The sequence below is a fragment of the Duganella sp. Root1480D1 genome, from assembly GCF_001427305.1.
Taxonomy (GTDB): Bacteria; Pseudomonadota; Gammaproteobacteria; order Burkholderiales; family Burkholderiaceae_D; genus Rugamonas.
In genome coordinates this window covers 118,612-141,917 of record NZ_LMFZ01000048.1, presented here as the reverse complement: position 1 = coordinate 141,917, position 23,306 = coordinate 118,612, and the positions used below count along the sequence as shown (strand labels likewise).

Genomic DNA, 23,306 nt, shown 5'->3' with positions numbered 1-23,306 from the left:
AGAGCGCCATGAAACACCGCGGCTTTACCCTCGTTGAAATCGCCATCGTCCTGGTCATCATCGGCCTCTTGCTCGGCGGCGTATTGAAAGGCCAGGCCCTGATCGACAGCGCCAAGGTCAAAAGCATCATCCAGCAGGCCACCGCCCTGCAGGCGGCAGTCAACGCCTACCAGGACCGTTTCCGCGCCCTGCCCGGCGACGATGTCCTCGCCACCACCCATGTCCCCGGTGCAGCCGGCAACGGCAACGGCGATGGCCAGATCACGGAATACCAGCTGGCGCCGCAGCACCTGGCGCTGGCGGGCCTGATCACCGGCTCCTACAACGGCACCACGGACTTCATGACCAGCGCCCAGGGTGGCGCAGTGTATATCTACAACGACGTGGTGGGCGGCCGGGGCGGCAACGGCATCCGCTTCGACAACCTGCCCGACACGTTTGCAGAGCAGATCGACGCCAAGCTGGATGACGGCAAACCCGATTCCGGCAACGTGCGGGCAACTGGGCCTTATACTAATAATGGAACCATCATCACGCGCCTAGCAATCTTCTTCTGAGAGCCTATGACAGCAAACCCTGAACGGCGCCGCGTCTTCCTGATGCGGCATGGCAGCGTCACCTACTTCGACCAAGCCGGCAAACCCCATCTCCCGGAAGCCGTACCCCTGAACGAAGCCGGCCGCACGCAAGCTGCAGCCGCCGGCCAGGCCTTTGCCGTCGACGGCATCCAATTCGACCGCGTCATCGTCTCCGGCCTGCCGCGCACCGTGGAAACCGCGATGCGCGTGCTGGCGGAAACCGGCCAGCAGGTCCAGCTCGAAACCTGGCCGGAACTGGCCGAAATCCGGGGCGGCAAGCTGTCCGGCATCCCGGATGACAAGCTGCGCGAGGCCTTCACCGGCGCATTCGAAGGCGTGGTGCCGGAGCAGCGCCGCTTCCTCGGCGGCGAATCCGTGGGTGAATTGATGGACCGCATCCACCCCGCCATCGCCAATCTGCTTGCCGACGATGGCTGGGACACCGTGCTCCTGGTACTGCATGGCGGCGTCAATCGCGCCATCCTGTCCTATGCCCTGACCGGCGGCCAGCGCCTGTTCCTCGGTAACCTGTCGCAGGCCGCCGGCTGCATCAACGCCCTTGACGTGGGCAAGGAGCGACATGACTGGATCGTGCGCTTTTCAAACTACGCCCCGCCCGCTCCCCTGCAAGCGGCGACCCGCACTACCACGATGGAACAGCTGTTTAACGAATATTCCAAATCACGCTTGCTTTCCCGCCCACAAAAATAGTACGATCGTTCGGAAGGAGGCATTATGTTCGAAGAATTCATGGGCACCAAGGAGGTGGCGGAGCGCCACCGTTTCGACACGGCCGCACTGGACGCATACCTGCGCCGGCACGTAGAGGATTATCCGCAAGGCGAATTGAAGATCGCGCAGTTCAAGGGCGGCCAATCGAATCCCACCTTCAAGCTGTCGATAGGCGGACAGGATTATGTGCTGCGCACCAAGCCTGCGCCGGCAGCCAAGCTGCTGCCGTCCGCCCATGCGATCGAACGCGAATTCCGCGTGATGGATGCGCTGTACAAGGCCGGTTTCCCTGCCGCGCGCCAATACTGCCTGTGCATGGACGAAGACGTTATCGGCCGTGCCTTCTACGTCATGCAATTTGTCGAAGGCCGGGTGCTGTGGGACCAGGCGCTGCCCGGCATGACACCGTCCGAGCGTGCAGCGATCTACGATGAACTGAATCGCGTCATCGCGCAATTGCACAGCGTCGATTACAACGCCATCGGCCTTGGCGACTACGGCAAGCCGGGCAACTACTTCCAGCGCCAGATCGAACGCTGGAGCAAGCAATACAAGGCTTCCGAAACCGAAACCATCGAACCGATGGACCAGTTGATTGCCTGGCTGCCGGCCAATATCCCGCCCGGCGAAGACACCGCCATCGTGCACGGCGACTACCGCCTGGACAACATGATCTTCCACCCCACCGAACCGCGCATCCTGGCGGTGCTGGACTGGGAACTATCCACGCTGGGCCACCCGTTTGCGGACTTCAGCTACCACTGCATGAGCTGGCACATCGAGCCGGGCAAGTTCCGCGGCATCGCAGGCCTGGACCTGGAAGCGCTCGGCATTCCTTCCCAGCGCGAATACATCGCGCGCTATGCCGAACGCACCGGCAAGGCAATCCGCCTGGAAGACTTCAACTTCTATCTCGCCTTCAATATGTTCCGCCTGGCCAGCATCATGCAGGGCATCATGAAGCGCTATGTGGACGGGACGGCTTCGAGTGCGCAGGCGCTGGAGTCGGGCAAGCTGGCGCGCCCGATGGCGGCCATGGGTTGGGCTTACGCCCAGGGCAAGTCAATCGAATAAGGAACCGGCATGGACTTCGACTACTCCGCGCGCACCAAGGAATTGCAGGCGCGCCTGCTGGCCTTCATGGACCAGCACATCTACCCGAACGAAAAGGCATTCCACGAAGAGGTGGAGCGCAACGGCCGCGAGAAAGGCAACCGCTGGATTCCCACCGAGCTGATTGAGCGCCTCAAGCCGCTGGCCCGGGACCAGGGCTTGTGGAACCTGTTCCTGCCGCGTTCGAGCCGCGCACCGGAAGGCCTGAGCAACCTCGATTACGCGCCGCTGTGCGAAATCATGGGCCGCGTGCCCTGGGCTGCGGAGGTGTTCAACTGCTCTGCGCCGGACACCGGCAATATGGAAACGCTGGAGCGCTACGGCACGGAAGAACACAAGCAGCGCTGGCTGGAACCGCTGCTGCGCGGCGAGATCCGCTCGGCCTTTGCGATGACAGAACCGGCGGTGGCATCGTCCGATGCCACCAATATCGAAACGCGCATCGAGCGCGATGGCGACCACTACGTGATCAATGGCCGCAAGTGGTGGATTTCCGGCGCCGGCGATCCGCGCTGCCAGGTCTATATCGCCATGGGCAAGACCGACTTCGAAGCGCCACGCCACGCGCAGCAATCGATGATCCTGGTGCCGGCCGATGCGACCGGACTGACCGTGCTGCGTCCTTTGCCGGTGTTCGGCTACGACGATGCGCCGCACGGCCACTGCGAAATGGTGTTCGAGAATGTGCGCGTGCCGGTGTCGAATATCCTGCTGGGTGAAGGGCGCGGCTTCGAAATCGCTCAGGGCCGCCTGGGACCGGGCCGCATCCACCACTGCATGCGCGCCATCGGCGTGGCCGAACGGGCGCTGGAACTGATGGTGCAGCGCCTGACCTCACGGGTTGCATTTGGCAAGCGTCTTTCCGACCAGGGTGTGTGGCGCGAACGCATCGCCGAAGCGCGCATCAGGATTGATACCGCGCGCCTGCTCACCCTGAAAGCCGCCTATATGATGGACACCGTGGGCAACAAGGTCGCCCAGTCCGAAATTGCCATGATCAAGGTGCTGGCGCCCAATGTGGCGCAGCAGGTGCTCGATTGGGCCATCCAGGCCCATGGCGCGGCCGGCGTATCGGACGATTTCCCGCTGGCCTACCAGTGGGCAGGCAACCGCACGCTGCGCCTGGCCGATGGCCCGGATGAAGTGCACCGCAACGCCATTGCCAAGCTGGAGATTGCGCGCTTTTCGTCCAAGTCAAGCTAAGCTATCATCATCCTGCAGTCACTCTTCCGAAAGGATGTGCCGTGCAGGACGAATCCAGCAAGCCCTTGCCGCCGTTGCGGTCGCAGATCGCGCTGATGGCTGCGGCCTGCGCCGCGCCGGCGCTGCTGGCGTTGGCGCTGCTGCTGGTGTACTTCCAGCAGCGCGACCTGGGGCGGGCGGAATTGCAGGTCCAGCGCATCGAACGCGCGGCCGCGGCCATCGTGGATCGCCAGTTGCTGGCGGCGGAAGCAGTCGCCATCACACTGGCCAGCAGCCCCAGCGCCCGCAGTGGCGACCTGGTGGCCCTGCGCAGCCAGGCTGCCGGCGCCCTGCCGCCAACCTTGCCCTACCACTCCCACGTACTTTTCACCGAAAACGGCGCCACGCAAGTCATTGCCGGCAGTGTCCTGCCGATCGACCGCGCCGCCAACGCAGCCCGCATCAGGTTGTCGCCAAGCGCCCGATCCGCCGTCAGCTTGCTGCGGGCGAATGGCAAGGAGCCGGCCCACCTGGCAATCGACGTGCCGGTCCAGCGCCCCGGCAAGCAGCCGGCTGCCCTCAGCGTCCTGCTGCCCGGCGACGTGCTGGACAAGGTGGCCGAGGAGATGCAGCTTCCATCCGGCACCGTCATCGCCGTCCTGACGCCCGATGGAAACGTTGCGGCGCGCAGCAATGACGATGGCCGGTCCAGTGGCCAGCCCGGGGCCGATGCCTTGCATGGCCTGGCGCTGCAGGTAGGCTACCTGCGTGGCGCCGACAGCCCATGGAGCGTGGCCGTCGCCACGCCCGAGCCCGGAACGCTGCTTGCCTTCGACGGTTTGTTCCCTGGCCTTGCCGCCGCGCTGGCGGCACTGGTCCTGGCCGGCTTTGCTGCAGCGGCTTTGGCGGCGCGGCGCATTGCAAACTCGATCGAAGCCTTGCATGCGCCAGCGCAGGCCATTGGCAGCGGCGCGCCCATTGAAGCGCCGCGCGTGTCGTTCCAGGAGGCGCGCCAGATCGGCGACACCCTGCTCCGGCTCGACCGCGACCTGACCCGCCACCGGCAAGACCTGGAGCGCGTGGTCGAGGAACGCACGCAGCAACTGGAAAATTCCAACGCCCTGCTGGAAACCATCTACGCTACTGCTCCGGTCGGCCTGAGTTTTGTCGACACCCGCCTGCGCATCCTGATGATCAACGATTACCTGGCCTCGATGAACGGCATGGCTGTCAACGACCATATCGGCCGCCGCTTCGATGAAGTGATCAGCGATCGCAGCCTGGTAGCGCAGGTGAACCAGGCCTACCGCAAGGTGCTGGCGACCGGCGAGGCCGTTCCAAGCACGGAGATCACTGGCAGTACCGCTTCACGGCCCGGCCGCGGCAGCCACTTCCTCGCCGGCTATTACCCGGTCTTCGGCGCCGACGGCGCCATGGTCGGCATCACCGCGGTCCTGATGGATATCACCCAGCAGAAGGAGACCGAAGCGGCGCTGCGCCAGTCCAGGACCCTGTTCAAGTCCGTGCTGGAGAACATGCCAGCCATGGTCTTCGTCAAGGACGCCCAGCACCTGCGCTTCGAACTGCTTAACCGCCAGGGCGAATTGCTGCTCGGGCGCCCGCGCGAGGACTTGCTCGGCAAGAGCGACCGCGACTTCTTCCCTTCCGAGCAGGCTGCGGCTTTCCAGGAAGCGGACCGCCGGGTGCTGGCATCCGAGCAGGTGATGGAAATCCCCGAGGAAGCAGTACGCATTGCCGCCGGCGAAATGCGCTACCTGACTACCCGCAAAGTGGCCCTGCGCGACGAGCAAGGCATCGCCACCCACCTGCTGGGCATTTCGCTCGATGTAACGGACCGCAAGCGTGCCGACGAAGCCTTGCAACAAACTTCCCTGAGCCTGGCCCGCAGCACCAGCTTCCTGCACACGGTGACGGAGAACCTGCCGGGCCTGGTCGCTTACTGGGACGCCGAGCTGCGCTGCCACTTCGCCAACAAGTACTTCCTGGCCTGGTTCGGCAAGACGCTGGAACAGGCCATGGGCGAGCCGATCGAGCGCGTGCTGCCGGCCGCGCTGCTGGAGCAGATCCGGCCCCACATCAATGCCGTGCTGGAGGGCAGCCCGCAGCACTTCCTGCGCGAACTGGAGCTGCCGTCGGGCGAGCCGCGCTATGCATGGATCAACTTCATTCCCGACCGCGGCGAATCGGGCGCCGTGCGCGGCTTCTATGCCCTAGGCTCCGATGTTACTGAACTTAAGCGCGGCGAATTGAAATTGCAGGAGCTGAATGAACAACTGATGCGGGCACGCGACCGCGCCGAAGCGGCCAGCCGGGCCAAAAGCGAATTCGTGGCGAATATGAGCCATGAGATCCGCACGCCGATGAATGCCATCACCGGCCTGGCCCGCCTGCTGGAAGAAGCGCCGCTGGAACGGCGCGAGCGCAGCTATGTCAGCAAGATCCAGCTTGCAACGCAAAGCCTGCTGGGCGTGGTCAATGACGTGCTCGATTTCTCCAAGATCGAGGCAGGACAGCTTCAGCTCGAACAGGCCCGTTTCAATCTCGAACAGTTGCTGGCCGGGACCGCCGTGCTGGTCGCAAACAGCGCCTGGGACAAAGACGTGGAACCGGTGTTCGATATTGCCCCTGCGCTGCCGCCGGAAATGGTAGGCGATGCCATGCGCCTGCAGCAGGTACTGCTGAACCTCCTGAGCAATGCCATCAAATTCACCGAGCGCGGCGAAGTGGTGCTGACAGTGCGCGAAACCGAAGGCAGCGCCAATTCGCTGACGCTGGAATTCACCGTGCGCGACACCGGCATCGGCATCCCGGTCGAACAGCAGCACCATATGTTCGACGCCTTCTCGCAGGGCGACAGCAGCACCAGCCGCCGCTACGGTGGCACAGGACTGGGCCTGGCCATCGCGCGCCGCCTGTCGGACCTGATGGGCGGCGTCATCGAGGTGGAGAGCACGCTGGGCCGCGGTTCAACCTTCCGCTTCACCTGCCCCCTGCAGCGTATTGCCGGCATCGGCCAACCGGAGGCGCCGGCCAGCCTGCGCAGCCTGGCCGTGCTGGCCGTTGACGACAACGCCACCGTGCGCCAGGCCCTGCAGCGGGCCGGCAAGTCCCTGCAATGGACCATGACGGCAGTCGCCAATGCGGGCGACTGCCTGCAGGCACTGCGCCAGCGGCAGTATGACCTGCTGCTGGTAGACAGTGCGATGCCGGCCACCGACGGCATTGCCATGCTGGTCCAGGCGCGCGACGAAAACCTGGCCGTGCCCAAAGTCGTGATGATGGCGCCGGAACGTTCCAGCGACGATTTGCAGCAATTGGCCGACAGCCTGCAGATCGACGCCGTGCTGGCCAAGCCATTTACGCCATCGCGCCTGCGCGATGCCGTCCTGGCGGCCGTCACCGGCACCAGCCAGCCCGAGCACCGCAGCAGCCATGCGGCCCTTTCCGGCAGCCTGGCCGGCATGCACGTGCTGCTGGTGGAAGACAACGAGATCAACCAGGAGATGGCGCGCTACATCCTGCTCCACTGCGGCGCGCTGGTGGAAGTGGCGTCCAACGGAGAGATTGCACTGGACATGCTGCGCGACGACCCGCAGCGCTTTGATGCCGTGCTGATGGACTTGCAGATGCCCGTGATGGACGGCTACCGCGCCACCGAGTCGATTCGCTCCATGGGCCTGCGTACCCTGCCCATCATCGCCATGACCGCCAACGTCATGCCGGAAGACCGCATCCGCGCCATCGAGGCAGGCGTGGACGCGCATATCGCCAAGCCTATCGACGTCGATGAAATGATCGCCACGCTGACGCGCCTCGCTCCGCTGCACCCTGAACTGGCCGCCAATGGGCAGGCCGCCCTTGCGCGCGGGGAGCCGCGCAGCGACGGGCGCCCATCCTCGGTGCCCGGCATCGACCTGGAAGCGGCGCTGCGGCGCGTGGCAGGCAATTATGCCGCCTTCGCCGGCCTGCTCAAACGCTTCGAAAACTCGCAGGGCGACGCCGTGCGGGAAGTACGCGATTGCCTGGCGCAGGATAAACGCTATGCCGCCACGCGCGTCCTGCACCGCCTGAAGGGCGTGGCAGCCAACCTTGGCGCAACCGATGTCGCGCGTCTTAGCGCCCAGGCCGAAGCCGCCCTGGCGGAAGGGCAGGACAGCTCGGCCGCCGCCCTGCTGCTGTCGCTGGAACAGGCGCTGGCCGTAGTCATCAATGCTGCACGCGAACTGCCGCTGCCGGTACTCGCGGCCGCCAGCAGTGCGGCAGTATCCAACCTGCCGCAAGCCCTGGCTGACCTGCAGGCGCTGCTCAGGAACAGCAATATGCGCGCGCTGGCGGCGTTCAAGGCGCTCAGCCCCGTCCTCGAACAGCGCTGCCCCGACCTGCTGCCCGGCCTGGCCAATGCCATCGAAACGCTCGACTTCAGCAGCGCAGATCAACGGCTGCAGGAAATCATGAAGCGGGAGGAAACCGCATGACCTGGACCGACCAGGCGCGCAACGGGCGCCTGCTGATCGTCGATGACGCAATGGAGAATATCCAGATCCTCAACCACGTGCTGGGCGAAGAGCATGAAGTGCTGTTTGCAATGAATGGCGAGAAGGCGCTGGAACTGGCCCACCAGCACCAGCCCGACCTGATCTTGCTGGACGCCGTGATGCCGGGCATGGACGGCTATGAAGTCTGCGCCGCCCTGCGCGCCTCGTCGGACGTGCGCGATATCCCGATCATCTTCGTCACCGCACTGACCACGCCGGAAGACGAGACGCGGGCATTGGAAGCCGGTGCGGTCGACTTCATCACCAAGCCATTCAATGTCGCCGTGGTGCGCGCCCGGGTACGCACCCATCTTACGCTGAAGCGCCAGTCCGACTCCATGCGTGAATTGACGCTGACCGATGCGCTGACCGGCATTGCCAACCGGCGCAGCTTCAACGACGCGATCCAGAACGAGTGGCGGCGTTGCGCCCGTTCGGCCGCGCCGCTGTCGGTCATCATGATCGACATCGATCACTTCAAGCTTTACAACGACGCTTACGGTCACCAGGCCGGCGACACCTGCCTGAAAGCAGTGGCCGACACCATGCTGCAATGCGCCGGCCGTTCGCCGGACCTGCTGGCGCGCTACGGCGGCGAGGAGTTCGTGATCCTGCTGCCCCAGGTCGACGAGACGGGAGCGCAGACCGTGGCCGAACGCATCCTGGCCAGCGTGCGCACGCTGGCGATCCCGCACCGCATGTCCTCGGCCGGCGATACGGTGACCGTCAGCCTCGGCATCGCCACGCTGATGCCGGCAAAAGGCAGCGATCCGGAAGCGCTGGTACGCTGCGCCGACAATGCCCTATACCGGGCCAAGAAGGATGGCCGCAACCGTTTCTGCGTCGAGGACTGCGATCAGGGGTAGCGGCGCATCAGGAATTCGGCCACGCAGGCAGGTTTTTCGCTGCCTTCGCATTCCACTGTCACTTCCCATGCCAATTGATGGCCGCCCGCGACGGGCGTGATGCTGCGCAGGATCACACGGCCGCGCACGCGGCTGCCGACCGGCACCGGCGCCGGGAAGCGCACCTTGTCCAGGCCATAATTGACGCCCATGCGCATGTCTTCCATGAACACCGCGTCCTGCAGCAGGCCAGGCAACAGCGACAAAGTCAGGAAGCCATGCGCCACCGTGCCGCCGTAGGGCGATTCGGCGGCGGCACGCGCAGGATCGGTGTGAATCCACTGCTCGTCGTTGGTCGAGACGCCGAACGTGTTGACCCGTTCCTGCGTGATATCAACCCAGCCGGAGACGCCGACTTCCTGACCTGCCAAAGCTTCCAGTTCTGCTACGTTGCGTACCAATCGTGCCATTAAGCCGCCTCCGTGAATCCTGGCTGCGCGATAAAGCGCTCCAGGTGATGGTCTGCATCGCCCAGCGTGACTTCGATCATCGCCAGGCGTTTGAAATAGTGTGCCGCCGGCAGTTCGTCCGTCACGCCCATCCCGCCGTGCAGCTGGACCGCCTGCTGGCCGACAAAGCGCGCAGCCTGTCCAACCCTTGCCTTGGCGGCGGACACCACGCGGCGGCGTTCTTCCTCGTCGCTGGAGCCCACTTTAACGGCGGCCAGCATGGCCATCGAACGCGCCTGCTCAAGGTGGATGAACATGTCGGCCATGCGGTGCTGCAATGCCTGGAACTTCCCGATCGGGGCGCCGAACTGCTGGCGGGTTTTCAGGTATTCCAGCGTGGCGGCAAAAATGGCATCCATGGCGCCAATTGCTTCCGCGCAGAGCAGCGCAGCGCCGTAGTCGGCGGCAGCTTCCAGCAGCGGCCAGCCTTTGCCCTGCTCGCCAAGCAGCGTGCCCTGGGCATCATTGAATTCAATCGTCGCGGCGCGCTGGCCGTCTATGGTTCGATAGTCGGTGACCTGCACGCCTGCAGCATCGCGCGCAACCAGATATAGTGAGATGCCATCGGTAGCGCGCTGGCCATCGCTGCTGCGTGCAGACACGATGAACGCACCGGCCTGGCCGCCGTGCAGCACGACCGTCTTGCGGCCGGAAATCCGGCCGGCGCCGGCACTATCCGTTGCCAGTACGTCATTCAGCGCGTGGCGCGACTGCTGCTCACCCAGTGCACATGCCAGTTTCAGCTCGCCCGCCGCGACGCGCTCCAGCGCGCCCTCGTGGCCGCCGGCCAGCTTGAGCAACTGCGCCCCCAGCACGGTGGCGAAGTACGGCTCAACCACCAGGCCGCGCCCCAGTTCCTGCATCACGACCAACATGTCGACCGTACTGCCATTGAAACCGCCCTGCTCCTCAGGCACCGGCAGCGCCAGCATTCCCAGTTCCACCAGCGTGGCCCAGGCTTGCTCGGAAACGCCAGCCTCCGAATGGATGATCTTCTTGCGCGCCTCAAAACTGTAATCCTTGTCGATCCAGCGGCGCAGTGCATCGGCGAATTGCTGTTGCTCTTCCTTGAATGTGAAGTCCATGCCGCCCCCTTTAAAGCCCCAGGATCATCTGGGTGATGATGTTCTTCTGGATTTCGTTCGAACCGCCGTAGATCGAGGTCTTGCGGAAGTTGAAGTAATATCCCGCCAACGGCGCCGCATCGTCATCGCCTGACAATGCATGTTCGCGTTCGCCGTCCAGGTAAGCGGGATCGAAAGGCAAGGCTTGCGGGCCAAGGGCCTCCAGCATCAGCTCCGTCAGCAGTTGCTGGATCTCGGAACCGCGCACTTTCAGCACCGACGCCTGCGGCCCCGGGCCATGTGCCTCCTGTGCGATGGTGCGCAACACGGTGACTTCCAGCGCCATCAGCTCGATTTCCAGGTTCGCCACGCGCGCCGCAAACAGCGGGTCCTCCAGCAAGGGCTTGCCGTTCTTCTGCTGCTGGTTCGCGACCTTCTTCAGGAACAGCAGTTCGCGTTTGGAGCGTCCCACCGCGGCAATGCCGGTGCGCTCGTGGCCAAGCAGGTACTTGGCATAGGTCCAGCCCTTGTTCTCCTTGCCGACCAGGTTGGCCACCGGCACGCGCACATTGTCGAAGAAGACTTCATTCACTTCATGGTCTTCATCCAGCATGATGATCGGCCGTACCGTAATGCCAGGCGTTTTCATGTCGATCAGCAGGAAGGAAATACCCTCCTGCTTGCGCACGTTCTGGTCGGTGCGTACCAGGCAAAAGATCATGTCGGCATGCTGGCCCAGCGTGGTCCAGGTCTTCTGGCCGTTGACGACGTAGTGATCGCCCTCGCGCACTGCCGTGGTTTTCAAGGAGGCCAGGTCGGAGCCGGAGCCCGGCTCGGAATAGCCCTGGCACCACCAATCGGTGCAATCGAGGATGCGCGGCAGGTAATAGGCTTTCTGCTCGGGGCTGCCGAAAGCCATGATGACCGGCGCCACCATATTGACGCCGAACGGCAGGATGGGCGGGGTGCCGGCAATGGCGCACTCCTCTTCCCAGATGTGGCGTTGAGTAGCATCCCAGCCAGGGCCGCCGAATTCAATTGGCCAGGCCGGTGCAGCCCAGCCTTGTTTGGCGACGATCTTATGCCAGAGCACATAGTCTTCGCGCTTCAGGCGCAAGTGCTTGCGGACTTTGGCTTGCAGGTCGGCTGGCAGGTTCGCTGCCAGGAAAGCACGCACTTCGGCGCGGAAGGCTTCTTCCCCGGCAGAGTAATTCAGGTCCATGCTATCTCCTCGAAAAGGTCGCGCCAGCAAAATAGCACGACCGTTTCAAAGAGTCTACAGCGCTTTGCGTCTCCGCGCTACAAAGCCGATGAGGCCCAGGCCAGCCAGCAGCATGGCGTATTCCCCAGGCTCGGGGACAGGCGTAGTAATGGTATCCATTTCGCGCCCGAAAATGGTCAGGTTCGAGAAACCCGGAGTCGATTGATTATTGCCGGTGAACCAATCGATATTCCAGGTACCGCTCAGGGTCTGGCCAGCGTTGATGGTCTGGTTATCGAACAGGAACGCAGCGGCACCATTGGCAGCCTTGAGCGACAGCACCAGGTCCAGGGAGACGTTCTGGTTCGCGCTGGTATTGGCGATGGTCCAGGTGCCGGTCTTGCCGTCGCCGACGTCGAAGCTGAAGTTCAGCCCGCTGTACAGGCTGAAGCCCGTACTGGAACCGCCCTCCTGCTTGCCCAGCAACGTCCAGTCGCCACTGCCATAGCTGTTGAAAGTACTGCCCATGCCGCTGGTGTTGCCGTTCAGCCCGGCTTGCGGGTTCCAGCCTGAAGTGAAGACGAAGGCGTCGGCGCTTTGCGCGTCGAGCGTGACGTCGTCTGCAGAGGTATTACCGATGGTTGTAGCGCCGAAGGCGCTTGCCGCCAGGAGCATGCTGCTGGCAGCCAATGCAAACTTCTTTGCAATTGGTTCCATTCCGATTCCCCTTCTTGTGAAGTTAAGACTGCCACCTCACTGTAGCGGTTAAGCGACCTCGACGGCGTTCATTACCTTTCCGAAATATAGTCACTGTTCCTTGCGCCTCCAGGCAAGGAGACCAAGCCCTGCAAGGCCCGCGAGCAGCATGCCATATTCGCCCGGCTCGGGCACCGCGGACACATCGCGCGCAAACAGGGCGAGATTGGAAAAGTCCGGATAGGCATTGTTATTCCCCGTGAACCATTCGATGCGCCAGGTTCCGTTCAAGGTCTGGCCGGCGTTGATGGCCTGGTTATCGAACAGGAAGCCCGCCCCGGCATCTGCCGCATGCATGGCGAAGACCAGGTCAAGCACCATATTCGCCGCACCCGTGTTGTGCACGGACCAGGTGCCCGCCGTGCCGCTGCTCATCGCAAAACCGAACTGCAGCACGCCGACGCCGCCGAAGACAGCGTTCAGGTCATATTTATCGAGCAGGCTCCACGGCCCGCTGCCATACGCATCGAAGGCGGTACCGAAGCCACTGGTGTCGCCGTTCAAGCCCGCATGCGGGTTCCAGCCTGCGGAAAATACAAAAGCGTCCGCATCGAAACCACCGAGCTGGACATCGTCGGCCGATGTATTGCCAATGCCCGTCGCGCCAAAAGCGCTTGCCGCCATTACCAGGCTGGTGGCGGTCAGGGCCAGCTTTCTTGCAATTGCGCACATGATGTCGTCCTCCCTTCTGAAAAAGACCGAACCTTTCAACAGCTTAGGTAGCCCGGCAGTTGCGGGTTTGTGCGGGCACAAGCCTGGAAGGGAGGGAAAAGCACGGCCATGCAAAAAGAAACGCCGCAGATGGCCTATCCGCGGCGTAAATAAGGGGTATGTAACTAGATTGTTCTCAGCAGCGGAGCTGCCGGGCCGGCACGAAGCCGACACTTTCATCTTATCAATTTTTACAACCCAGCACCCAATTTCTGCATTTCGTCGCATTCCTGCCATACGCTTGGGCGTGGGCCGCTAGGATGCTCACATCCCACAGCCCGCACAACAAGGACACAACATGCACACCAAGCTTACTCTCGCTGCCCTGATCTCACTCAGCCTGGCCGGCTGCGTGGTGGTGTTGAATGACAGCGGCGACTACGTCAAGGGCAATGGAACCACTACCACCGAGACCCGCAGCATCGCCAGCGCCACTGGATTGCGCATCGAAAACCGCCATCGTGTCGACATGGACGTTGAGGTCAAGGTAGGGGGCGCGCCATCGCTGGTCATCGAGGGCGACAACAACCTGGTGCCGCTGGTGCATACTGAAGTGCGCGGCGATACGCTGCGCGTGTGGACCGACGAACGCATCGAAAGCCGCACACCGATCCATGTGCGCTACACGGTACAGCGGCTGGACAACCTGGAGTCGAACGGCTCCGTGCGCACGGACGTGCAAGGCCTGGCAGGCGGTCCGCTAAGCGTTTCCCACACTGGGTCCAGCTACCTCGAACTGCGCGGCCACGTGGACCGCCTTGACGTGCACCACGCTGGCTCGGGCCAATTGTATGGGGACGGGCTGGAAAGCAAATCCGCCGCAGTGGACATGGTGGGCTCTGGCCGCGTGAATATCGGCTCGGTACGCGGCGATTCGCTGCGCGTATCGTCTTCGGGCTCCGGCAGCTTCTACGCCCGCGGCATCGTGCACACGCTCGATGTGCAGGTGCAAGGCTCGGGCAGCGCGCAACTGAACGACCTGCGCGCCGATGAAGCCAATATCACCAGCAACGGCTCCGGTGGCGTACAAGCGTGGGTGCAGCACAAGGTCGAAGCCCGCGCCAACGGCTCCGGACGCATCGCCGTTACCGGCAACCCATCGCAACGCAGCCTGTACGGCCGCAACACCTCGATCCAATAATGAAAGTCGGGGTCAGCTCCGGCAATCGGACATTCGCGCAGCGAATGTCCGATTGCCGGAGCTGACCCCGACTTGTTAGTTGATCGTCAGTGCGAGGTCGCGGCCGGTTGCGGCGGTATTGCCGGCGTAGTCTGCCGCGTAAATGCGCAAGGTGTAGTCGCCCGGCGCGAGCTCGCTGACCTGCCAGCGGCCGGGCGTGACTTCGCCTTGCGACAGGTGGCTTAACAGTGAGTAGGTGAAGCGCGTGGACTTGCTGCCATAGACGGTAATGCCGCTATCGGCGGAGTACACCACTTTCACCGCTTCGCGCTGTTTTGGCAGCTCGTCATAGGTTTGCATGATGCGAGGCTTTTCGTAGCCCGCCAGTGGCGTGCCGTCCGCTTGCAGCAACTGGTAGCCAAGCTTGTATAAGCCGAGGCGGCGCCGCGCAAGGTTGCCGTCCATCTGGTCGAAAGCGTCGACCACCACGTTCACTTCCCCCAGGCTGCGCGACACTTCCAGGCGCTTGCCTTTCTTGCCCGGCAAGCGCTTGTCGTTGGCGTCGTACAGGGTGATGCCCTGGATCACCGGTGCAATGCTATCGCGCAGGCCGGGGAATGGCAACGCAAGCGGGTTCACCACGCGGCCGCGGTCGTACAGGTTGAGGTGGACGTGGGCCATCTGGTTCACCACCCCCAGTTGTTCGCCTACATAAAAGCGCGTGCCACGGCGAACGCGCACGCGCTCAGGCTTGCCTTTGTCGTTCAACAGGAGTTGGAAGCGCTCGTCCAGCGCCCGGTTCTTCTTGTCCCGGCCAACCTTCATGTGGATGTAGCTGGTCGTGCCGAGGTTGATGCCTTCGCCCAGCGAAGCAAACGCCCAGTTGGGAAGCGGGTCGCTGACCTTGGCCTTTTCCACCACGTGCACGGAGCTGCCGACATCGGCCTGCACGTCCAGACCGGCGTGGAAGTGGTGGCGACTGTCGCCGTCGTAGCTTCCCCTCACCTCCCCCATCAGGCCAACCACTTCGTGCGGCTGGTTTTGCGGCAGGACGGGCCAGGGCATCGCACCTTGGGTGCGTAGGGTCATGATTTCGCTTGGGGCGAGCGCCGGCGCGCCGGCCACCGGCGCCTTCTCCGCTGCGTGCGCGGTGGCGATCAATGGCGCCGTGACTCCGGGTGCGGAACCGTTAACTGCCGTTGGCTGCGCCATGGCCGGAGTCTGGCCCGCACTGGCGTGCACCACGCGATGCAGGCGCTGTGCAGCGCCGTCGGAGAGGATCAGCGTGCCGTTCGATGCCAGCGCAAGTCCTCGCGGTCCGTAGACCTGGATATTGCCATCGATGCCCGTTGCGGGGTCGGCGGGCCGCGCAGCATCAGGCATTCCAGCCAGGCTGCCATCCGGCGCCAGTTGCAGCAGACGGCCGCGGGACGATACGGCCACGTAGATAAAACCATCATGCGTCACCGCCAGCGCCATCGGACGGCGCAGGAGCGGCTCTTTTTCCAGTTCGGGCGCTACGGCAAGGGTCACTACCGAACCGTCCGCATTAATGCGGCGCACGGCGTCGTTGCTGGTGTCGGCAATATAGATGCCGTCCTTGCCGACGACAATGCCGCATGGCGTATCGAACTGCGCGGCCTCGCCGATGCCGTCCATGAAGCCTGGCTTTCCACTGCCTGCCAGCGTGGTCACGGTTCCATCGGGAGCGATCTTGCGTATCCGGTCATTATAGGTATCGGCGACGTACACCACACCCGCCTCATCGACCGCCACGGCCACGGGCCCATTGAATTGCGCCTGTGCGCCCTGCCCGTCCGCGAAACCGGCAACGCCATTGCCGGCCAGGGTCGACACCGTGCCATCCGCGGCAATCTTGCGGATGGCATGGTTGCCTGTATCGGCGACGTAGACATTGCCTTGCTTGTCCAAAGCGATGCCGGAAGGTGTGTTGAAGGCGGCGGCCGCGCCGATGCCCTCGCGGTAGCCCTCGATCCCTCCAGCCAGCACATGCACCCTGCCATCCGGCGCCAGCACCGATACCGTATTCTTTTCGCCGCCATCGGAGTAGTAGACATTGCCCTGCTTGTCGGCAGCCACGCCGTATGGATCCGCCAGCCCGCCCTCCAGCAAAGTCTCCAGCCGCGCCGGCCACGCCCGCTCAGTAGGCACCGGCCCGCGCTTGACCAGCTCCGGCAAACGCGGTGCCACACTGGTCTCCGGCGAAGAATAGTAGAAATAGCTGCCCCCGCCGGCAATCGCCAGCACCGCAGCTCCAATAACGGTCAATTTGATAGATGTATGCACGGACAGGATTTTACCGTCCTGTGGGACGCATAGGGGTAACGATAAACCGAACTAGGCAATCAGCATCCGCAACTCATCCGAGATGTTTTGCTCAAGATGCAAGACTTGCCTGGCAATGTTCAATTGCTTGGCGGTCTTAGCAATTTCGATCGTGCCTGGCGCCAGTTTGTATGTCCCCTTCTTCATTAGCCATCCAAGCACATCGGCCAAATGCCAAAGTGAGGAGCTACCTTCGTGGACTGGGGTGGGAAAGCTTGTCGAATTTGTGACAGCAAGCTTGCGTATGTTTTGGCGGGTGACCCCGACGAAATCAGCAACGTCCGTCAAACCTACGAGGTCTGGGCCAACTTCGATCAGCTTTGCAGCGGGCACTGCTCGCTTTACATCTGCTAACGCGCTAATCAACGCAGCAAATGCGCTCTCTGCTTCTCGCGTAAATTCCAGCGCGACTCGACCGGGCTGTCCAATACCAATCAACGCGTCGTCGCAGCCGGCCTCACCAAGCCGTTCGATGAGTTCGTCATGATTCGAGTCATCTGACGTTAATTGATATTTGAGTTTAAAGGTAAATTCCATGATTATTCCTTTGCGGAATCCTCATTTTGCTTTTTGCGAGTCGTGCAATTTCCAACTACTCGCTTAATGGCACGGGCGTGATTCCCCGGGTTCTTGGGAGTACTCCAGATCGACGTGATGCAGAACTCTCCGCAGCGGCATTCGTCGTCGTTGTAAGGGCAGTATAGTTTCCCCCAAGCGTGACTTCCGCCAACTTCAACACGCCACCCCAGTTCCTCCGCGTGTTTAAGTGCTTCCTCGACCTCTTTGTTTGGGTGGTTCCGGCGAGCCATCTCTAGTCTCCGATTCTAGAAATATCCACAGCGGTTGTCAAGTGACAACCAAAGACGGATTCCGGGAAATTCTACGGATGCCGAGCAAAGTTTAACTCTGCCCCACCAGATGGCTTAAGAAAAAAAAAGCCCGCTCAAGAGCGGGCTGAAGTCTATTTCCTTGGAGGAGAATAGAGGAGACAGGTGTAAGTATGCTGCGGCGCGGTATATCTGTCTACTTTATTGTAGTAATACTAGATATAACCAACCGCTATATCACTTGTCGCTGACGTAAGGCAGCACACGGCTGGCCAGGCGGGTATCGGTGCGCAGCACGCTTACCTCGTCGGCCAGGATGTGGACTGCCTCGTTCAGCAGTACGTCCTTGGCATTCTTGGCGGCCTTTTCGGCATCCAGTTCAGCAGACAGGGAACGTTCATCCGCCTGCAAGCCATCGTCGGTGCGGATCGCGCCACGTACCTGGTTGGCCTGGCGCTGGGCGGCGCGCGGGTTGGCAGGTTTGGCGGCAATTGCCTTGTTCAGCGCGTCTTTCGGGTCCGGCACCAGGATAGGATCATCCGGCGACGGGCCGGCGGCCAGGCGCTGTTCGCGCAGCTTGGCGCGGGCTTCCTGCTGGTCGCGCTCCTTGCGGCGCACGGCTTCATTCAGGGAGACCACATTGTCCTGGCGCTGCTTTTTGACGTAGCTGATGTCGTCCAGCAGGTATTGGTAGTCCTTATCCTTGGCAACGCGTGCCTCATGCTTCTTGTCCAGGATCGGCACGATTTCCTTCAACTCGCCGGCCGGAATGTACACCGCAGGCTTGATCTGGGTGTATGGCAGCGCATTGTCGTAGCTCGATTCGCCAAAGTTGTCGGCATCGCTGGTGGAGGCCAGCTTGATGTCCGGCGTAACGCCGCGCAGCTGGGTGGTGCCGCCATTGATGCGGAAGAACTGGGCAATGGTCATCTTCAGTTCACCGAAGCGAGTCTTGTCGCTCTGGCCAAAGCGGTCCAGGTTGACCAGGGTCTGCACGGTGCCCTTGCCGAAGCTAGGCTCGCCGATCACCAGGCCACGACCGTAATCCTGGATCGCCGCTGCGAAGATCTCGGAAGCCGATGCCGATCCACGGTTGATCAGCACACCGACCGGACCGTCCCACGACAGGCCCGGCACGTTGTCCGCTTCCACTTCCACGCGGCCTTCGGCATTACGCTGCTGCACCACCGGGCCGCGATCGATGAACAGGCCGGTCAGCTCGACCGCCTCGGTCAGCGAACCGCCGCCGTTGTTGCGCAGGTCGATCAGCACGTTGTCGACCTTCTCTTTCTTCAGCTCACCCAGCAAGCGGGCTACGTCGCGCGTGGCGCTCTTGTAGTCCTTGTCGCCCTTGCGGCGCGCATCCCAGTCCTGGTAGAAGGTCGGCAGCGAGATCACGCCGATACGGCGCTTCACGGCGCCGTCCTTGACTTCCAGGATCGAGCGCTTGGCCGACTGTTCTTCCATGCTGATTTTCTTGCGCACCAGCGACAGTATGATCGGCTTGCCGTCCGGGCCGGCATCGGCGCCCAGCACCTGCAGCTTGACGGTCGAATCTTTCGGACCGCGGATCAACTGCACCACGTCGTCGATGCGCCAGCCCAGCACGTCGGTGTACTTTTCGGATTCGCCCTGCGCCACGCCGACGATGCGGTCGCCCACCTTCAGCTTGTTGGACAGGCCGGCCGGGCTGCCCGGCACGATTTCGCGGATCACGGTGTATTCGTCGCGGTTCTGCAGCACGGCGCCAATGCCTTCCAGCGACAGGCGCATGGCGATGTCGAAGTTCTCCGAAGCGCGCGGGCCCAGGTAATTGGTGTGCGGCTCGATCGACATGGCATAGGCATTCATGAAGATCTGGAACACGTCCTCGCTATTCAGCTTGCGCGAGCGGGTCACGTAGTTTTCGTAGCGCTTGTCCAGGGTTTCGCGGATCGCCTTGTCGTCCTTGCCGGCCAGCTTCAAGCGCAGCCAGTCATTCTTCACGCGCTTGCGCCACAGGTCTTTCACCTCGGCTTCGGACTTCGGCCATTCCGCCTTCTCGCGGTCGAACTGGTAGCTCTCGTCCTGCGCGAAGTCGAATTTGGATTTCAGCAGCTCGCGGGCATAGGCCATGCGATCGGTGAAGCGCTGCAGGTACAGGTTGTAGATGGCGAAAGGCGTTTGCAGGTTTTCGCTGGTGATCGCGTCGTCCAGGCGGGACTTTTCCTTATTGAAGGAATCGATATCGGCCTGGGTAAAGAACAATTTTTCGCCGTCGAGCGATTTGAAGTAGCGGTCGAAGATCTTCTCCGACATCGCATCGTCCAGCGGCATGGCCTTGTAATGGTAGCGCGACAGCACGCGGGACGCCCACAGGGCGGCCTGGGTCTGCTGTGCTGCAGGCTTGACGGTTACATCTGTCGCCTTGTCTGCCTGGGCCGCGCTTGCGTAAGCGGTGATCAGTGCCAGGGACATGGTGGCCAACAGGGTGTGCTTCTTCATCGGCTTGCTCCGAACGTAGTGATTCTATAAGGATAGTGCTAATCCCATTCTACAGGATAGGACACTCTATAGGAGAGGGGATGATGGCCAGTGTGCTGCGCTTCACTTAAGCCAGACTGAAGGCTGAGCTTCCTGGCAAGGTTTACGCTAAGTCATTGAATTTACTGAGAAACATTTTGTAACAAGTGGAATTTCCATGCGGCAACGAGTTATCATATCGGCCCTTCCCCGAAAAGATCAAGAAACCATGGCCCATCCAAAGTCCCCTGCGCGCAGCTGGAGCGTCGGCACCAAGATTGCCGCCTTCACCTTTGTCCTTGTCAGCACGCTGTTAGCGCTACTTATCGCCTTCATCAACTGGAACAGCACCACCATGCTGGAGCAACGCGCCCGCGACCAGGTCGCGGCGGACCTGAATGGCGTGGCGAACATGCTGGACGTGTTCAATGCAGCCATGGTGAACGATGCCGGCAACTATGCGCGCCAGTTTGCGGCCCACGTGCCCGGCCCCTTCGCGCTCGATGGCAGCCAACTGTCCGCCAACGGCAAGGCCGTCAACAACGACTTCAGCATCCCCGACGACTTCACCACGCAGACTGGCGCCATTGCCACCATCTTCGCCGCCGATGGCGCGGATTTCGTAAGGGTGACCACCTCGGTCAAGAAGGAAGACGGACAGCGCGCAGTGGGCACCAAGCTCGATCACAACAACCCAAGCTACGCCCTGCTGCGCGAAGGCCGTTCCTACACCGGCCTGGCCCAGTTGTTCGGCAAGCCCTACATCACCCAGTACGACCCGGTCAAGGATGCCTCAGGCAAGGTGGTTGGCGTGCTGTTCATCGGCCTCGATATCAGTAAGAACATCGCCGCCCTGAAAGAGAAGATCAAGGGGATACGCATTGGTGAAACCGGCTATGTCTACGTGCTGAATGCTGCTGCAGGCAAGGATTACGGCACGCTGCTGGTCCACCCATCCAAGGAAGGCGCTTCGATGCTCGATTCGAAGGACAGCAACGGCAAGTCCTTCATCCAGGAGATGCTGGAGAAGAAAACGGGCGAGATCCGCTACATGTGGGCCGATGCCGACAGCAAAGCCGCCGCTCAGGAAAAACTGCTGGTGTACCGCCATTTCAACGACTGGAAATGGATTGTCGCCGGCGGCACCTACGTCCATGAAATCACCAGGGACGCCGTTACCGCGCGCAACCGTTATGCGGTTTGCGGCATCGTCGCCCTGCTCTCCTTCGCCGCCAGCCTGTTGCTGCTGGTGCGCGCCATCGTGACCCGCCCGCTGGTGCAGGTACAGGATGCCGCCGGCCGTATTGCCGGCGGCGACCTGACCGTGCGCCTTGACGTTACCACCGGCGATGAAATCGGCAAGGTGCTGGGCGCCATGAACGGCATCAGCGAACGCCTGGCCAATGTGGTTGGCGGCGTGCGGGAAGGCGCCGACCAGATCGCCACCGCATCGTCGGAAATCGCGGCCGGCAACCAGGATTTGTCGGCCCGCACCGAGCAGCAGGCCTCCAGCCTGGAAGAAACCGCAGCATCGATGGAAGAACTGACTTCCACCGTGCGCCAGAACGCCGACAACGCGCGCCAGGCCAACGCGCTGGCGCGCGAAGCATCGGACGTGGCCTCGCGCGGTGGCGCCCAGGTGGCGCAAGTGGTTGAAAAGATGGGCGCCATCAACCAAGCTTCGCGCAAGATCGAAGACATTATCTCGGTCATCGACGGCATCGCCTTCCAGACCAATATCCTGGCCTTGAATGCGGCAGTCGAGGCGGCGCGCGCCGGCGAACAAGGCCGCGGCTTTGCAGTGGTGGCCACCGAAGTACGCAACCTGGCCCAGCGCAGTGCCGCGGCAGCGCAGGAGATCAAAGGCCTGATCGCCAACTCCACCGGCGAGGTCGAAGCCGGCGCCAGGCTGGTCGAACTGGCCGGCGCGACGATGGAAGAAGTGGTCAACAGCGTCGGCCGCGTGACCGACATCATGGGTGAAATCAGCGCCGCCAGCGAAGAGCAGCGTGCGGGCATCGACCAGGTCAACCAGGCTATCGGCCAGATGGACCAGGTGACGCAACAGAATGCCGCCCTCGTCGAGGAAGCTGCGGCTGCGGCGGCAGCCATGCAGGACCAGGCGGAAGCGCTGGCGCGCGAAGTGCGCGCCTTCAAGCTGCCGGCCAATGCCACGACAGCCACGAATGCAGCCCGGGGTATGTCATCCAGACGTACCACCCTGCGCCTGCAATAATCGCCAATGGCCATGAACGCATGGCCAGTTTCCAGTCCGCCGCAGACGGCCAGCAGGCCAGGAACTGCGGCGCGATCAGGAAAGCCAGGCCGGCGTCCAGGGGCGTAAAGTGCCACGCGCCGCGCGTGCGCAGCACCGCAATCCACCACGGGATCAATACCAGCAGCATCGGCGCCAGCGCGGTCAGCGCGGAGTTGTACCAGCTGGCGTTGGCGAGCTGGACCTCCCCCAAGCGGTACCCTTTGCCCTCGCGGCGCGGAACGATCGACATTGAAACCGGCCGCGCAAGCGTGAGCAGCCCAGTCAGGAAATGAGCCAGTTCATGACACAAGGTGCCAGGAAGCTGCAGCAGCGTGAATACCACATAGCGCCGCGACAGCACCCAGATTGCCACCGCCAGGCATAGCGACGGCGTCAGGTAAAACAGTTTATCCAATTAGCCCGTGTAGAAACAACGGCCGCAAGCCTGGCGGTAGGCCTCGTTGCCGCCAATGCTGATTTGCTCGCCCTCGCGAATACGCTCACCCTTCTCGTCCACCCGGATATTCATCGTGGCTTTTTTGCCGCAGGTGCAGATATTCTTGATTTCTTCGATGTCGTCGGCCAGCGCGAGCAGGTAGGCCGAACCTGGGAACGGCTCGCCGCGGAAGTCGCTGCGCAAGCCGTAGCAGATCACCGGCACGCCCTTGGCCTGCGCCAGTTGGTGCAGCTGCTTGACCTGCTCCGGCGACAGGAACTGCGCCTCGTCCACCAGCACGCAAGCGACCTTCTGCATATCCTGCAGGAAGCTGGTTTCGGAGGAGAACAGCTCGACTTCGCGCTGCGGTCCCAGGCGGGACGTCACCTTGCCCACGCCATAGCGGTCATCGATAGCCGCGGTGAACAGGCGCACGATCAGGCCCTGCTCTTCGTAGTTATGGGCGACCTGCAGCATGGAGGTCGATTTGCCTGCGTTCATCGCAGAATAGCGGAAGTAGAGTTTTGCCACGGTGGAAATTAATTTAAAAGTCGCTGCAGGATTATACGCG

Annotated in this window: 19 protein-coding genes; 8 read left to right on the top strand and 11 right to left on the bottom strand. The window is 62.4% G+C overall.

Annotation, left to right across the window (positions count from 1 at the left end; translation table 11 throughout):
- Window positions 1-8: 8 nt before the first annotated feature.
- Genes ASD58_RS27080 through ASD58_RS27055 form a run of 6 tightly spaced genes read left to right on the top strand, consistent with a single transcriptional unit; the run spans window position 9 to window position 9,027 of the window.
- On the top strand, window positions 9-557 hold the full coding sequence (locus ASD58_RS27080; RefSeq protein ID WP_229210122.1) for a prepilin-type N-terminal cleavage/methylation domain-containing protein: 549 nt from the start codon (window positions 9-11) through the stop codon (window positions 555-557).
- 6 nt (window positions 558-563) lie between these two features.
- Window positions 564-1,289, top strand: coding sequence for a histidine phosphatase family protein (locus ASD58_RS27075; RefSeq protein WP_057265066.1), 726 nt, complete (start codon window positions 564-566; stop codon window positions 1,287-1,289).
- A gap of 24 nt (window positions 1,290-1,313) precedes the next feature.
- Window positions 1,314-2,384: a phosphotransferase gene (locus ASD58_RS27070; protein ID WP_057265064.1), complete on the top strand. Its 1,071-nt coding sequence runs from the start codon at window positions 1,314-1,316 to the stop codon at window positions 2,382-2,384.
- Window positions 2,385-2,393: 9 nt separating this feature from the next.
- Entirely contained in the window at window positions 2,394-3,626 is a 1,233-nt protein-coding gene (locus ASD58_RS27065; RefSeq protein WP_057265062.1) for an acyl-CoA dehydrogenase family protein, read from the top strand.
- A gap of 41 nt (window positions 3,627-3,667) precedes the next feature.
- Window positions 3,668-8,101, top strand: coding sequence for a PAS domain-containing protein (locus ASD58_RS27060; RefSeq protein ID WP_057265060.1), 4,434 nt, complete (start codon window positions 3,668-3,670; stop codon window positions 8,099-8,101).
- Window positions 8,098-9,027, top strand: coding sequence for a diguanylate cyclase domain-containing protein (locus tag ASD58_RS27055; protein ID WP_057265058.1), 930 nt, complete (start codon window positions 8,098-8,100; stop codon window positions 9,025-9,027). The genes ASD58_RS27060 and ASD58_RS27055 overlap by 4 nt, the downstream gene beginning before the upstream one ends.
- On the opposite strand, the gene ASD58_RS27050 is transcribed toward ASD58_RS27055, so the two are convergent.
- From ASD58_RS27050 to ASD58_RS31725, 5 genes are all read right to left on the bottom strand, one after another.
- Entirely contained in the window at window positions 9,018-9,476 is a 459-nt protein-coding gene (locus tag ASD58_RS27050) for a MaoC family dehydratase (protein ID WP_057265056.1), read from the bottom strand. The genes ASD58_RS27055 and ASD58_RS27050 overlap by 10 nt on opposite strands.
- Window positions 9,476-10,600, bottom strand: coding sequence for an acyl-CoA dehydrogenase family protein (locus tag ASD58_RS27045; protein WP_057265054.1), 1,125 nt, complete (start codon window positions 10,598-10,600; stop codon window positions 9,476-9,478). Before ASD58_RS27045 ends, ASD58_RS27050 begins: the two co-directional genes overlap by 1 nt.
- Before the next feature lie 10 nt (window positions 10,601-10,610).
- Window positions 10,611-11,801 carry an acyl-CoA dehydrogenase family protein gene (locus ASD58_RS27040; RefSeq protein ID WP_057265052.1) on the bottom strand — a complete coding sequence of 397 codons (1,191 nt, stop codon included), beginning with the start codon at window positions 11,799-11,801 and terminating at the stop codon, window positions 10,611-10,613.
- Window positions 11,802-11,855: 54 nt separating this feature from the next.
- Window positions 11,856-12,497: a PEP-CTERM sorting domain-containing protein gene (locus ASD58_RS32010; protein WP_057265050.1), complete on the bottom strand. Its 642-nt coding sequence runs from the start codon at window positions 12,495-12,497 to the stop codon at window positions 11,856-11,858.
- A gap of 90 nt (window positions 12,498-12,587) precedes the next feature.
- On the bottom strand, window positions 12,588-13,208 hold the full coding sequence (locus ASD58_RS31725; protein WP_057265048.1) for a PEP-CTERM sorting domain-containing protein: 621 nt from the start codon (window positions 13,206-13,208) through the stop codon (window positions 12,588-12,590).
- 337 nt (window positions 13,209-13,545) lie between these two features.
- Here ASD58_RS31725 and ASD58_RS27025 point away from each other — a divergent pair, with 337 nt between their 5' ends.
- Window positions 13,546-14,388 carry a GIN domain-containing protein gene (locus ASD58_RS27025; protein ID WP_057265046.1) on the top strand — a complete coding sequence of 281 codons (843 nt, stop codon included), beginning with the start codon at window positions 13,546-13,548 and terminating at the stop codon, window positions 14,386-14,388.
- Window positions 14,389-14,463: 75 nt separating this feature from the next.
- Here ASD58_RS27025 and ASD58_RS27020 read toward each other — a convergent pair whose 3' ends face one another.
- The 4 genes from ASD58_RS27020 to ASD58_RS27010 form a co-directional block, all read right to left on the bottom strand.
- Window positions 14,464-16,635, bottom strand: coding sequence for an NHL repeat-containing protein (locus ASD58_RS27020; protein ID WP_229210121.1), 2,172 nt, complete (start codon window positions 16,633-16,635; stop codon window positions 14,464-14,466).
- Window positions 16,636-16,725: 90 nt separating this feature from the next.
- Window positions 16,726-17,250 (bottom strand): AlpA family transcriptional regulator, encoded by a 525-nt coding sequence (locus tag ASD58_RS27015; protein ID WP_057265042.1) that lies wholly within the window; start codon window positions 17,248-17,250, stop codon window positions 16,726-16,728.
- 2 nt (window positions 17,251-17,252) lie between these two features.
- Window positions 17,253-17,522: a hypothetical protein gene (locus ASD58_RS32405; RefSeq protein WP_082565709.1), complete on the bottom strand. Its 270-nt coding sequence runs from the start codon at window positions 17,520-17,522 to the stop codon at window positions 17,253-17,255.
- Between the two features lie 255 nt (window positions 17,523-17,777).
- On the bottom strand, window positions 17,778-20,024 hold the full coding sequence (locus tag ASD58_RS27010) for a carboxy terminal-processing peptidase (RefSeq protein WP_057265040.1): 2,247 nt from the start codon (window positions 20,022-20,024) through the stop codon (window positions 17,778-17,780).
- Window positions 20,025-20,271: 247 nt separating this feature from the next.
- On the opposite strand from ASD58_RS27010, the gene ASD58_RS27005 reads away from it, so the two are divergent.
- Window positions 20,272-22,278: a methyl-accepting chemotaxis protein gene (locus ASD58_RS27005; protein ID WP_057265038.1), complete on the top strand. Its 2,007-nt coding sequence runs from the start codon at window positions 20,272-20,274 to the stop codon at window positions 22,276-22,278.
- Here ASD58_RS27005 and ASD58_RS27000 read toward each other — a convergent pair.
- On the bottom strand, window positions 22,196-22,714 hold the full coding sequence (locus ASD58_RS27000; protein ID WP_057265037.1) for a hypothetical protein: 519 nt from the start codon (window positions 22,712-22,714) through the stop codon (window positions 22,196-22,198). The genes ASD58_RS27005 and ASD58_RS27000 overlap by 83 nt on opposite strands.
- A complete protein-coding gene (locus ASD58_RS26995) occupies window positions 22,715-23,266 on the bottom strand; it encodes a thymidine kinase (RefSeq protein ID WP_057265035.1) in 552 nt (183 codons plus the stop codon). It lies immediately after the preceding gene.
- Window positions 23,267-23,306: the final 40 nt, after the last annotated feature.

Excerpts from the sequence above, each read along its gene's own strand:
- ASD58_RS27080 (WP_229210122.1), top strand. The coding sequence starts at position 9 with ATGAAACACCGCGGCTTTACCCTCGTTGAAATCGCCATCGTCCTGGTC.
- ASD58_RS27075 (WP_057265066.1), top strand. The coding sequence starts at position 564 with ATGACAGCAAACCCTGAACGGCGCCGCGTCTTCCTGATGCGGCATGGC.
- ASD58_RS27070 (WP_057265064.1), top strand. The coding sequence starts at position 1,314 with ATGTTCGAAGAATTCATGGGCACCAAGGAGGTGGCGGAGCGCCACCGT.
- ASD58_RS27065 (WP_057265062.1), top strand. The coding sequence starts at position 2,394 with ATGGACTTCGACTACTCCGCGCGCACCAAGGAATTGCAGGCGCGCCTG.
- ASD58_RS27055 (WP_057265058.1), top strand. The coding sequence starts at position 8,098 with ATGACCTGGACCGACCAGGCGCGCAACGGGCGCCTGCTGATCGTCGAT.
- ASD58_RS27050 (WP_057265056.1), bottom strand. The coding sequence starts at position 9,476 with ATGGCACGATTGGTACGCAACGTAGCAGAACTGGAAGCTTTGGCAGGT.
- ASD58_RS27045 (WP_057265054.1), bottom strand. The coding sequence starts at position 10,600 with ATGGACTTCACATTCAAGGAAGAGCAACAGCAATTCGCCGATGCACTG.
- ASD58_RS27040 (WP_057265052.1), bottom strand. The coding sequence starts at position 11,801 with ATGGACCTGAATTACTCTGCCGGGGAAGAAGCCTTCCGCGCCGAAGTG.
- ASD58_RS32010 (WP_057265050.1), bottom strand. The coding sequence starts at position 12,497 with ATGGAACCAATTGCAAAGAAGTTTGCATTGGCTGCCAGCAGCATGCTC.
- ASD58_RS31725 (WP_057265048.1), bottom strand. The coding sequence starts at position 13,208 with ATGTGCGCAATTGCAAGAAAGCTGGCCCTGACCGCCACCAGCCTGGTA.
- ASD58_RS27025 (WP_057265046.1), top strand. The coding sequence starts at position 13,546 with ATGCACACCAAGCTTACTCTCGCTGCCCTGATCTCACTCAGCCTGGCC.
- ASD58_RS27015 (WP_057265042.1), bottom strand. The coding sequence starts at position 17,250 with ATGGAATTTACCTTTAAACTCAAATATCAATTAACGTCAGATGACTCG.
- ASD58_RS32405 (WP_082565709.1), bottom strand. The coding sequence starts at position 17,522 with ATGGCTCGCCGGAACCACCCAAACAAAGAGGTCGAGGAAGCACTTAAA.
- ASD58_RS27010 (WP_057265040.1), bottom strand. The coding sequence starts at position 20,024 with ATGAAGAAGCACACCCTGTTGGCCACCATGTCCCTGGCACTGATCACC.
- ASD58_RS27005 (WP_057265038.1), top strand. The coding sequence starts at position 20,272 with ATGGCCCATCCAAAGTCCCCTGCGCGCAGCTGGAGCGTCGGCACCAAG.